Origin of the sequence: Gilliamella sp. Nev3-1 (assembly GCF_001690435.1) — a bacterium.
Lineage (GTDB): Bacteria > Pseudomonadota > Gammaproteobacteria > Enterobacterales > Orbaceae > Gilliamella > Gilliamella apicola_C.
This window is the reverse complement of record NZ_LZHN01000074.1, coordinates 89,059-102,231: the sequence shown is the minus strand read 5'-3', so window position 1 is coordinate 102,231 and position 13,173 is coordinate 89,059. Positions and strand designations below refer to the sequence as shown.

The 13,173-nt window shown below is 35.9% G+C and carries 9 protein-coding genes; 2 read left to right on the top strand and 7 right to left on the bottom strand.

Going from position 1 to position 13,173, the window contains the following annotated elements; genetic code table 11:
- Positions 1-143: 143 nt before the first annotated feature.
- Positions 144-2,147, bottom strand: a complete 2,004-nt coding sequence (locus tag A9G40_RS12020; protein ID WP_255307317.1) for a MacB family efflux pump subunit — start codon at positions 2,145-2,147, stop codon at positions 144-146.
- The gene (locus A9G40_RS12015) at positions 2,119-3,306 is read right to left on the bottom strand and encodes an efflux RND transporter periplasmic adaptor subunit (RefSeq protein WP_065583230.1); all 1,188 of its coding nucleotides are present in this window, start codon (positions 3,304-3,306) and stop codon (positions 2,119-2,121) included. The genes A9G40_RS12020 and A9G40_RS12015 overlap by 29 nt, the downstream gene beginning before the upstream one ends.
- A gap of 269 nt (positions 3,307-3,575) precedes the next feature.
- On the opposite strand from A9G40_RS12015, the gene A9G40_RS12010 reads away from it, so the two are divergent.
- Positions 3,576-3,833, top strand: a complete 258-nt coding sequence (locus tag A9G40_RS12010) for a YfhL family 4Fe-4S dicluster ferredoxin (RefSeq protein WP_065583331.1) — start codon at positions 3,576-3,578, stop codon at positions 3,831-3,833.
- Here the strand turns inward: A9G40_RS12010 and ispH are convergent, their stop codons facing one another.
- The 5 genes from ispH to folE form a co-directional block, all read right to left on the bottom strand.
- Complete coding sequence (gene ispH, locus A9G40_RS12005; protein ID WP_065583229.1) at positions 3,834-4,781, bottom strand: 4-hydroxy-3-methylbut-2-enyl diphosphate reductase; 948 nt, start codon at positions 4,779-4,781, stop codon at positions 3,834-3,836. It lies immediately after the preceding gene.
- 1 nt (position 4,782) lies between these two features.
- The gene (gene lspA / locus A9G40_RS12000) at positions 4,783-5,268 is read right to left on the bottom strand and encodes a signal peptidase II (RefSeq protein ID WP_218058018.1); all 486 of its coding nucleotides are present in this window, start codon (positions 5,266-5,268) and stop codon (positions 4,783-4,785) included.
- 97 nt (positions 5,269-5,365) lie between these two features.
- Entirely contained in the window at positions 5,366-8,173 is a 2,808-nt protein-coding gene (ileS, locus tag A9G40_RS11995; protein ID WP_065583227.1) for an isoleucine--tRNA ligase, read from the bottom strand.
- Between the two features lie 36 nt (positions 8,174-8,209).
- A complete protein-coding gene (gene ribF / locus A9G40_RS11990; protein WP_065583226.1) occupies positions 8,210-9,148 on the bottom strand; it encodes a bifunctional riboflavin kinase/FAD synthetase in 939 nt (312 codons plus the stop codon).
- 178 nt (positions 9,149-9,326) lie between these two features.
- Positions 9,327-9,986 (bottom strand): GTP cyclohydrolase I FolE, encoded by a 660-nt coding sequence (gene folE / locus A9G40_RS11985; protein ID WP_065566090.1) that lies wholly within the window; start codon positions 9,984-9,986, stop codon positions 9,327-9,329.
- A gap of 188 nt (positions 9,987-10,174) precedes the next feature.
- On the opposite strand from folE, the gene polA reads away from it, so the two are divergent.
- Positions 10,175-12,949, top strand: coding sequence for a DNA polymerase I (gene polA, locus A9G40_RS11980; RefSeq protein ID WP_065583225.1), 2,775 nt, complete (start codon positions 10,175-10,177; stop codon positions 12,947-12,949).
- Positions 12,950-13,173: the final 224 nt, after the last annotated feature.

Sequence of the window (13,173 nt, the reverse complement as noted above, 5' to 3'; positions counted from 1 at the left end):
TGTGATGATATATCATTGTTATCATTTTTTACTAAAAGTATAACTTATTATTTTTAATAGATAAGTTAAGCGTTTAGTACTAATATTACCATCCCTTTGCATAGCTATTTTATGCAAAGGGATTTTTTATTATAAGAATATGATTATTCTCTTTCTAAAGCATGAATAGGATCAAGCTTAGCAGCTCGTCTTGCTGGAAAGTAGCCAAAGATAATGCCAATTATACTGGAGCAACTAAATGCGGCAATAATGGCAAGAATGGAAAAACTCATAGCAAATGACGTAACAACAGCATTAAAAACAAACCCAATAGCAAATGAAAGTAAAATACCTATTGTTCCACCAATTAGGCAAACTAATACTGCTTCGATCAAAAATTGTTGTAGTATATCACTTGAACGAGCACCAACCGCCATACGTACACCAATTTCGCGAGTTCTTTCGGTGACCGAGACTAACATGATATTCATCACCCCAATACCGCCAACAATAAGTGAAATTAGCGCAATAGCTGAAACCAATAGAGTCATTACCCGAGTTGAGGAATTAATTGTTTCTCGTATATTGTCTGAGTTAAAAATATAAAAGTCTTTTGTGCCATGCCTTTTTAACATAATTTGATTAATAGCTTGCTCAGCAACCGATAGATCAACATTATCGTTAACGCGTACCGTAATACTTTTTAATGACGTTTGCCCAACCATACGATTAATAACTGTGGTATAAGGTAACCAAATATTTAAACTCTCATTGCTACCAAACCCTTGTTGTTGTTTGGTAGCAATACCAATTATTCTTACTGGTAATTGTCCCACCATTAAAATTTTTCCAATAGGATTTTGATTGGCAAATAATCGTTTAACCGTATTTTCATCGATTACCGCATCTTGTGTGGAAGCAATAATACTTGTTTCATCGAAAGATTTCCCCTGTGTAATATTATAGCCACGAACGGCAAAAAATTGCTCACCAACACCATTTACAGTTCCTATTACAGCAAGGTTGTTAATTCGAAAATAGACACTGGTTGCAAGGTTTGGGGTCGTACTATGAACAAAGCTTTGTTGAGCTAAAAAATCCGCATCAGATGAGCGCAATGTAGTGATTTTATCCGCATTGCGATCACCAAATCCCGATCCGGCATAAATTTCTAAAGTACTCGTTCCTAATGAATTAATATTAGATAAAATTTTTTGTTTGGTACCTTGACCTAACGCAACAACTGACACCACAGAGGCAATACCAATTATAATACCTAACATAGTTAAAATAGTTCGTAACCGTTGTGAGACCATCGATAAAATAGCCATTTTAAACGCATCACGAAAACGATAATATTTTGCCCAGAAATTATCTTGCGTTTTAGTCGCTTCGATCTGCTTAACTTGGCGATTAGCATTGCAATTTTGTTCAGATTGGTAATTTTGGTTAATTGAATCAGAAACAATATTCCCGTCACTAATTTCAACAACTCGCTGGGCACTTTTAGCAATATTTGTATCGTGAGTAACAATAATAACCGTGTGACCTTGTTGGTGTAATTCTTGTAATATTGCCATCACTTCTAAACCACTTTTACGATCGAGGGCTCCTGTTGGTTCATCAGCTAAAATAATTTGTCCACCATTAATTAAAGCTCGACCAATACTGACTCGTTGTTGCTGTCCTCCCGATAACTGGCTAGGTTTATTATCTATTTTGTCGGCAAGCCCTAAACGGGTTAAAATTTCATTCGCTCTTTTTTGTCGTTGCTCGCTGGTAATACCCGCATAAATAGCAGGAATTTCTACATTTCCACGTGCGGTTAGTGCATTTAATAAATGATAACGTTGAAAGATAAAGCCAAAATGCTCACGACGTAATTCAGCTAGCTCATCAAGGGATAACTTCCTTGTTGCGCGTCCACTAATAGAGTAAGTCCCTGAGGTTGGTTTATCTAGGCAGCCTAAAATATTCATCAAAGTGGACTTTCCAGATCCTGAAGCCCCAATAATAGCTACCATTTCACCAGCATTAATTGTCAGATTGATGCCTTTAAGAACTTGTATGGTTGAATCTCCTGCAGGAAACTCACGAACAATATTCTCAAGCTTGATAAGCGGTATATTATTCCCCATGTTAGAATCGAATCCTTGGTGATCTTGCATTATTGCCTATTGAAGCGCCATTAGCACTACTGACCACAACAATATCACCTTCTTTAATACCTGATTTTATTTCAACATTGATATTGTTATCGGCACCCAAAATAACCTCACGCTCTTCAATTTCTTTATATTTATTTAACAGATAAATAACCGCTTTATTTTTGTCTAATTTTTTTTGGATTGCTTGAGAAGGAATAGTTAGCACATCTTTTGCTTCGGACAAAACGATATAAACTTGCGCTGTCATTGAAATTCTTAAAATATGATCGGGATTATCCACATCAAATAACCCATTGTAATAAATTGCACTTTTTGTGGATGATGAGCTTGACGAGGTTGCCTCTGTATTAATCGAGTCTGGCGCAGGCTCGATTGCGCGCAGAGTTAAACCATCAAAACGCCTATTAGGTTGACCTAAAATAGTAAAATAAACTGGCATTCCTTTTTTAACATTAACCACATCAGCTTCAGAAATTTGTGCCTCAATGGTCATTTTATCAAGCTGAGCTACTTTAACTATGGTTGGTGCACTTTGCACGGAGTTAACTGTTTGCCCTTCATCGACTGGAATTGCGACAATTACACCATCAATAGGTGAGCGAATTTTAGTATATCCTAAGTTCACTTTCGCTGTATCTACAGCAACTTGTGCTTTAACAATATCGGCATCAAGTGCTGCAATATCGGCTTTAATTACATCAAGCTCGGCTTTTGCTGCATCCAAATCAGATTGAGCACCAACGCCTTTATTAACTAACTTGCGATGGCGATCATAAGTTAATTGATAGTTAATTAATTTCGCTTTTTTAGCTTCACGCTGTGCTTCTAAACTATTGAGTGATGCTTCTGATTGTTTTAAATCATTACTTTGTTTAAGATCGTCAATCTCGGCAATCATATCGCCTTGTTTAACTTCATCACCCAATTCAACATAAAGCTTTTTAATTTGACCTGAAACTTGAGCACCAACACTGACTTGTTTAAATGCACTAATTGTCCCATCTGCTAGGACTGTTTTTTCAATATTGCCTTTTGTTGCTGGTGACGTAATATAATTAACTGTCGTTTGCGAAGAGAAAAAAATTATTTTTGTAATATAAATAATTGCAAAAGTAATGACGGCTATGAATAAATACTTTTTTTTAAAAAACTTTAACAATCTTTTTCATCCTTATGTTTTGTTATTATTTTTTAACCATTGTATCGCAATAAATAAAAATGAAATTGATAACTATTATTAATAAATTGTAATAATTATGAAAATTATCTAATATAAATTATCTATTTTATACTACAACGCATATTTTTCTGAAACTTTTTTACAATAATTGAACGACCCAATCAGCCATAATGTGATCTTTATTCTGATTTATTCGCGATTGCGCTATAATGGCGCAAATTTCTAGAGTTGATGAAGATAACAAAGCAATGGCACTAAAAATAACATCAAAATGTATCAATTGTGATATGTGTGAGCCTGAGTGCCCAAACGAGGCTATCTCAATGGGCTTTGACACATATGAAATCGATCCGAATAAATGTACGGAATGTGTGGGTTATTATGATCATTCTACATGCCAGTGTGTTTGCCCTATTCAAAATGCAATTATTGCCGATCCTCAACACGTTGAAACACAAGAGCAATTACTCGTAAAATTTGAGCGACTTAAAGCTATTACTAAATAATCAGCTAGATTTAACATCGATGCGTAATTCTTTAGGAATTTCAAACGTGATATTTTCTAAAATGCCATCCGTTTCAATGAGTGATGTACAACCAAGAATTTTTAAGTGATCAATGACTTGCTGCACTAAGATATCGGGGGCAGAAGCACCAGCGGTTACCCCTATCGTATGCGCATTTACTAACCACTCTTTTTGGATGTCTGAAGCAAAATCAATTAAATAAGCCTGTTTACTGTTGCGTCTAGCAAGCTCTGCTAGACGATTTGAATTAGATGAATTTTTAGAACCGACGACCAAAACAATATCTGCGCATGAGGATAGTTGTTTTACCGCTTGTTGGCGATTGGTTGTGGCATAGCAAATATCATTTTTACGTGGACTACGAATATCAGGAAAACGTTTTTTTAAAGCGACAATGATCTCGGCAGTATCATCAACCGATAAAGTTGTTTGAGTGGTAAAGCAAAGGTTATTTTCGTTTTTTACTTGTAGTTTTTGTACATCATCGATCGATTCGACTAAATAAATACCACCTTCAGGGTTATTATACTGCCCCATTGTCCCATCAACCTCAATGTGACCAGCATGACCGATTAAAATAACTTCTTCGCCACGATAACTAGATCGAGCAACTTCCATATGTACCTTAGTCACAAGTGGGCAAGTCGCATCAAAAACACGCAATTTACGTTGTTTTGCTTCTTCTCGAACGGCTTTAGATACACCATGCGCTGAAAATATAAGAATCGTGTTATCGGGGACTTCATTAATATCTTCAATAAAAATAGCACCTAATTCTTTTAGGCGATTGACAACGTAACGATTATGTACAACCTCGTGGCGGACATAAACGGGTGCGCCAAATAATTCTAGTGCACGTTCAACAATGGTGATAGCACGATCAACACCGGCACAAAATCCACGCGGGTTAGCTAAAATAATTTGCATGTTATGCCGTCTTCTTCGGTTTTTTGTAACTACAGAAAATAAATAAGCCAATACCAGCACAAATTGCACAGTCAGCAATATTAAAGGTTGGATAATGCCAATTACCAAAGTTGACATCTAAAAAGTCAACCACAAAACCATGGTAAATACGATCAAATAAATTACCAAATGCTCCTCCCAGAATCAGTGATAATGAAAGGTTCTCTAATTTTTGTTTACGACTATTGCGATATAACATGTGCATAATCACGACACTGATTATCAAAGCAAAAACAGCAAGCATTGTACGTTGACCTTCAAAAATGCTAAAGGCAGCCCCAATGTTGCGGACATAAGTGATCGAGAAGAAGGGTAGAAGGTTTACTGATTCAAATAACGAGAAGTTATTTATAATCCAAAATTTACTTGTTATATCAATGATAAAAACAATGATTGCAAATAATAACCAGTAAAGTCCGTTATCTTTTTTCATATAATTTATGCTCATTATTATATTTCCGCCGACAATCGTCGGCGGGAAAGGTACTAAGTTGCTATAGGGATCGCTATAGCTGATTTTGTGCGTTAAATGGCTTTATTATTGCTTATGCAAAATACCTTATCTCGCCATTGCCATGGATGTTTTCCTCACAACGCTTACATAAATGTGTTGTTGGTTCATTATCTGTTGTGTAGTGCCAACAACGAGGACATTTATCGCCTTGTGCTTTGGCCAACTCAATTTTCAGTCCTTGAATATCACTTTGTACCGCGTTTTCTGGTGCTGTTTGTAATGGTTTAACACTAGCTTGTGATGTAAGTAAAACAAAACGTAACTCGTTTTCTAAGTTAGCTAATGTTGTAGCAATCTCTTCATCAGCATAAAGAGTAACATCCGCTTCAAGAGCACCACCGATTACTTTATCATTACGACCTTGTTCAAGTACTTTATTCACTTCGCTACGAATTGTTAAAATTTTCGACCAGTATTCACTATTCAAGATTTCATTATCCGATAATGCAAATAATGCGCTATACCATTCATCTTCAAAAACGAATTCTTGTTTTTCTGCTGCTGGTAAGTATTGCCAGATTTCATCTGCAGTAAATGATAAGATCGGAGCAATCCAGCGAACCATCGCTTGAGCAATATGATATAAAGCGGTTTGACAACTGTGGCGTGCAATACTATCACTTTTGGCTGTGTACTGACGATCTTTAATGATATCTAAATAAAATGATCCCATTTCGATTGAACAAAATTGCATAATGCGTTGTACAACTTTATGGAAATCATAATTTTCATATGCCTGAATAATGTGTTCTTGTGCTTCTTTCGCCATGCTCACCGCCCAGCGATCAAGTACAACCATATCATCTGGCTTAACCATATCGGTCACTGGATCAAATCCATTTAAATTCGCTAGCAAAAAGCGAGCAGTATTACGAATACGACGATAGCTATCCGCCGCTCGCTTGATAATTTCATCTGAATAACTCATTTCACCCGAATAATCGGTAGATGCAATCCATAAACGTAAAATATCGGCACCAAGCTTATTCATCACTTCTTGGGGGGTAACGATATTACCGAGAGATTTAGACATCTTACGACCTTGTCCATCAACCACAAAACCATGAGTAAGTACTTGCTTATAAGGTGCTTTGTTATCAATTGCAGTAGATAACATTAACGAAGACATAAACCAACCACGATGTTGATCTGAACCTTCTAAATATATATCGGTATCATGACCTTCGAATTCTGGACGAGCGCGAACCACCGATGAAAAAGTAGATCCCGAATCAAACCAAACATCTAACGTATCAGGAACTTTACGATAATCATCAGCATCTGGACCGAGAAGATCTTTAATGTCCGCATCCCACCAAGCTTGAATGCCATCTTTTTCAACTAGCTTAGCTATTTTTTCAATTAAAGCTAATGTGTCTGGGTGAAGTTCCTCAGTCTCTTTGTGTACAAACAATGTCATAGGTACACCCCACGTACGCTGACGAGAAATACACCAGTCTGGGCGATTAGCAACCATAGTTTCAATGCGCGCTTGCCCCCAATCCGGGATCCAACGCACTTGTTTAATTTCTTTTAATGATTGCAAGCGCAAATCTTGTTTTTCCATGCTAATAAACCATTGCGGTGTCGCACGAAAAATAACGGGTGTTTTATGGCGCCAACAACATGGATAGCTATGTTCAATATTTTCAAAGTGTAATAATGCATTATGTTCTTTTAAGATCTCAACAACGGCTTTATTCGCTTTAAATACAAATAACCCGTCTAAGCCTGCACCTGTTCCTGGCAAGTAACAACCATTACCACCAACTGGATTTGCCACTTCAAGACCATATTTTTGACCGACCATAAAGTCTTCTGTACCATGTCCGGGTGCGGTGTGTACTGCACCAGTACCAGCATCAATAGTAACGTGATCACCAAGTACAACTGGCTCATCAAAATCAAGAAATGGATGTTTAAAACGCAATAACTCAAGGGCATCACCATGACAGTTACCTAACACTTTCCATTCTCTGATATTGGCGCGTTGCATCACAGACTCAACTAAATCAGTTGCTAAAATTAAGCACTCTTTATCATTGATTTGAACAAGTTGATATTCAAAATCAGCATTTAAAGCTATCCCTCGGCTAGCTGGTAATGTCCAAGGGGTGGTTGTCCAAATAACAGCATAAATGGTTAAATTAGTATTGATACCAAATTTATTTGCTACGGCTTGATTATCAACAGCTTTAAATCTCACATCAATGGCAGGCGATGATTTATCATAATATTCCACCTCAGCTTCAGCCAAAGATGACATACAATCCGTACACCAATAGACGGGTTTGGCACCTTTTACTAAATGGCCATTTTTTATAACGTTACCTAAAGTGCGGATAATATTTGCTTCCGTATTATAGTCCATTGTACGGTAAGGATTTTGCCAATCACCCAATACACCCATACGGATAAAATCCGCCTTTTGTAGTTCAACTTGTGAAGCCGCATAATCACGGCAAATTTGGCGAAATTCAGCAGACGAAACTTTAACCCCAGGTTTACCAACTTGCTCCTCAACTTTTTGCTCAATCGGTAAACCATGACAGTCCCACCCAGGGATATAAGGTGAATTATAGCCACTCAATCCTTTTGATTTGATAATAATGTCTTTAAGGATTTTATTAACGGCATGACCAATATGTAATTTCCCATTGGCATAAGGAGGACCATCATGCAAAATAAAGCTTTTTTTGCCTTTTTTCGCAGAGCGAATTTTGCGATAAAGTTCTTTATCGTACCAATTTTGTAACATTGCTGGTTCGCGCTTAGCAAGATCGCCTCGCATAGGAAACCCTGTTTCAGGTAGATTCAATGTATTTTTATAGTCTGTCATGCTGATTTATTCCAGTTAAATTTGTTGATACTACTTTTAATTGGTTAATTGTGCACTGATATTTTTCGCAGTGCAAACATCTTGTGTAATTTGTTGTTTTAATTCTGCTAATGAATCAAATTTTTTCTCATCGCGTAATTTTTCGATGAATGTTATGTCTAAATATTGTCCATAAATATCATCCGAAAAGTCAAATATATTCACTTCTAAAATCGCCTTTTTTCCATTAATGGTTGGTCTTAAACCAATATTGGCAACGCCATCATAAAGTTGATTATTACAAATATTTCTAACTTTAACAAAATAGACGCCTTGTAGTGCAGGCTTTTTTCGGTGTAAGTGAATATTTGCGGTTGGAAAACCTAATTGTCTTGCCAAAGCATTACCATGTATTACGCGACCTTGAATGGTATAATCTCGACCTAAAAGACAATGAGCCAATTTAAAGTCGTTATTTAAAAGTGCTTGGCGCACAGCAGTGCTACTAATACGAAAATTATTCCAAACGAATGTTGGCATACTTTCGACGATAAAATCGTTGGTATGTGCATATTGCTGTAAAAGGTTTATATCTCCTTTACGGTCAAATCCAAATCGAAAATCATCACCAATGGCGATATATTTAGCTTGTAGCTCATTAATCAACCAATCTTGAATAAAATGATTCGCTGACATGTGAGCAAATTTTTTTGTAAATGGAATTGCGAGAATATAGTCAACACCAAATTTTTCAATAAAAATGACTTTTTCCTGAAATGAAGTTAACCGTGAGGGCGCATTATTTTGTGTAAAAAACTCTAACGGTTGTGGCTCAAACAACATAACAACTGTAGGCAAGTTTCGTTTTTTACCTTGTTTAATAATATGGTTAATTAACTGTTGGTGCCCTAAATGAACGCCATCAAAATTTCCCAAGGTTAAAACACATTGAGAGAATTGATTTTTTAAATTAGTTATACCACGGATAATCTTCATGAAAACAATGTTATTTATATTAAGTAACCAAGAATTATACCAATCTTTATTGAAGATGCACGAAATATAAAGCTAGGTATTGCGGTTTTCTATCGAGCTTTTTGTACTAGTTTTGGCAACAGCTTGATTGTTGACCAGTGTCTAAAACTTAATTAGCCAAATATAACCATTAGTAAGATCAGTAATGATTAAGTGCCCGTAAAAACTCTTGTCTTGTGCTTGGATTAGTTTTAAATCCACCACCAAGCGCAGTAGTTGTTGTGATGCTACTAGAGTCTTTAATTCCTCTTGCTTTTACACAGTAGTGGGTGGCGTCAATTGAAACAGCAACATTGACCGTACCAAGCAAAGTTTGTAGAGCCACTAAAATTTGCTGGGTTAACCGTTCTTGTACTTGGGGACGCTGTGAAAAAAACTCAACAATGCGATTGATTTTAGACAGGCCAATTACTTTATCTTTTGGAATATAAGAAACCGTTGCTTTACCGTCTATTGTTACAAAATGGTGCTCACATACACTAGTTAATGTAATGTCACGAACGGTAATCATCTCATCCACTTGCATTTTATTGTCGATTAACGTAATTTTCGGAAAATTTTCATAATAAAGGCCAGAAAAAATCTCATCAACATACATTTTTGACACACGATGAGGGGTCTGAGCAAGGCTGTCATCTGTCAAATCAAGTTCCATTAATTTCATAATTTCACGAAAATGAGCCTCGATTTTTGCTTTACGCTCATTATTATTCATAGCTAGATGGCATGATGGAGTTTCAAGATTTTTGGCTGCTAGTGCATCTTTGACTTTTTGCGCGGCAAGACTTAATACTGTCATTTATCAAATACTCAGGTGAAATTGAATACAATATTATATAACACTTGTTGTGCAATACATAGTTTTTTGCTGAAACGTCTAACTAACCTGAAATATCTTTACATTATATTATCTATGATGATAAGAATATTATGACTAATTAGGTTATACTGTCAGTTATTATATAGCATAACGTTTAGGTAACTATAATGCCAAATAACACACCAATTATTTTAATTGATGGATCTTCTTATCTTTACCGTGCTTTTTTTGCATGCCCTCCGTTAACTAATGCCAAAGGTGAACCAACAGGCGCTATTTTTGGCGTCATTAATATGATTCGTAGCTTGTTAAATCAATACGATCCGACACATATTGCTGTTGTATTTGATGCTAAAGGCGGATCGTTTCGTAACGAAATTTATAGTGAATATAAAGCTACTCGTGAAGCGATGCCTGAAAATCTTCGCCCACAAATTGAGCCTATTCATACCATTTTAAAAGCGATGGGACTACCACTGCTTTGTGTTGAAGGTGTTGAAGCAGATGATGTAATTGGTACATTGGCTAGGCAAGCAGAAAAGGCAAATCTTGAAGTCTTGATTAGTACTGGCGATAAAGATATGGCGCAGTTAGTAAGCGATAAAATTACACTTATTAATACCATGAATAATACCATTCTTGATTCAAAAGGTGTCATGGAAAAATTTGGTGTTCCACCAGAAAAGATGATTGATTATTTAGCGTTAAGAGGTGATTCTTCCGATAATATTCCTGGTGTGCCTGGAGTAGGTGAAAAAACAGCACAAAGTTTATTATCCCAATTTGATGGCGTAAAAGATATTTATAATCGATTAGATGATGTTGAAAAATTGGCTATTCGAGGAGCTAAATCCTTAAAACAAAAATTGATTGATAATCAGAATGATGCTGAACTTTCTTATCTATTAGCAACAATCAAAACGGATGTTAAATTAGATTTTACCAATGAACAATTATTGATCGGAAATATTGACGTTAATGCGTTAATTGAGTTATTTAGTTATTATGGTTTTCATCGTTGGCAAAAAGAATTAATTGCAGGTACCTTCCTAAAGCAACAAAAAAATATGGTTGTCGAGATTGAAGATGATTTATTTTCTCAAGAACAACCTACAGCAACTTTGCAAAAAAATGAAACCGATTACCAGTGTATATTAACCAATGAACAACTCGATGAATGGATAACCAAATTAAGCAACAGCAAGCAATTTGCTTTTGATACCGAAACGGATAATGTTGATCATGTGCACGCTAAATTAGTTGGTATCTCATTGAGTGTTGAACCTTACCAAGCGGCTTATATTCCACTTGCTCACCAATATTTAGGTGTTCCAAAACAGCTTCCTCTCAATGATGTTCTGGCTAAATTGAAACCAATACTTGAAAATCCAGAAATAAAAAAAATCGCTCAAAATGCAAAATTTGATTACAGCGTATTGGCCAACTATGGCATAACCGTTCAAGGTATCGCATTTGACACTATGCTTGAATCTTATGTACTAAACAGTACTGAACGTTATGATATGGATAGTTTGGCCAATCGCTATTTGAACCACAAGACGATTACTTATGATGAATTAACTAAATTTGATAAAATTCAAGTTACTATTGATGCTATTGAGGTAGAAAAAACCACACAATATGCTGCGGAAGATGCCGATATTACATTGCAATTGCATCATAAGTTATGGCCAACTCTTGAAAAAAACCAAAAATTAAAAAAACTATTCACTGATATTGAAATGCCACTTGCTATTGTAATAGCTGAAATGGAAAGAACAGGCGTTCTGGTGGATGCTAAATTATTAAATAAGCATTCAGCTGAGTTGAATAACAAATTGAACGAAATTCAAGAAACGTTACAATTGTTAGCAGGTGAAAAATTTAACCCAGCATCACCTAAGCAAATTCAAGTCCTTTTATTTGATAAGCATCAATTACCAGTACTCAAAAAAACGCCCAAAGGCGATCCTTCAACTAGTGAAGAGGTTTTGAGAGAGCTAGCTAATCAATATGAGCTACCACGCATGATTTTACTTTATCGTAGCTTAGCTAAGTTGAAAAATACGTATACTGATAAATTACCATTAATGCTTAGCCCAGTTGATCATCGGATACACACTAATTATAACCAAATTGGTACGATAACAGGACGATTGTCTTCAAATGAGCCTAATTTACAGAATATTCCTGTTCGCAATGAAGAAGGTCGTCGAATTCGACAGGCATTTATTGCACCAACAGGTTATAAGATTATTTCTGCCGACTACTCACAAATCGAATTGCGTATCATGGCACACTTATCGCAAGATAAAAGTTTACTTGATGCTTTTTCTCACAACAAAGATATTCATCGTGTCACAGCTAGCGAAATTTTGGGAAAATCTGAATCTGAAGTAACTTCTGAAGAGCGAAGACGAGCAAAAGCCGTTAACTTTGGGCTAATTTATGGTATGAGTGCATATGGCTTATCAAAACAAATTAATATTGCTCGAAAAGAAGCCCAATTTTATATCGATCGCTATTTTGAACGCTATCCAAGTGTTCAAACGTATATGGACGAAATCCGCCAACAAGCGACAGAACAAGGTTATATTGAAACGCTATCTGGTCGACGATTATATCTACCTAAAATTAAATCAGGAAGTGGCATTGAACGCCGAGGAGCTGAACGAGCCGCCATTAATGCGCCAATGCAAGGTACGGCGGCTGATATCATCAAAACAGCGATGATTAAAGTAAGTGAATGGATTAAAAGCCTGCCTATAGGTAATATTAGGATGGTGATGCAAGTCCACGATGAACTCGTATTTGAAGTAAAAGAGGAATTGATTGAACAGTATCAAACTCAAATAAAATCAATTATGGAAAATTGTTATCAGCTATCTATACCATTAAAAGTGGATGTCGGCGTGGGCGATAATTGGGATGAAGCACACTAATGAGGCTAGATCAGTACTAAATAAATTAGCTTTAACTTAAATAAAATGGCTAAATGTTAATTTTATACTGAAACACATGCTTTTCTGAAACTTTTTTACACAGCATGGTTTAACTTTCTAACATTAATGGCACTATTGCCGAAACCTTTCGGCGTGTTAGAATAGGTAACTAAATCAAATTTATATCAAAATGTTATTCTGTCAGAGCAACAGGCAGAATAAGA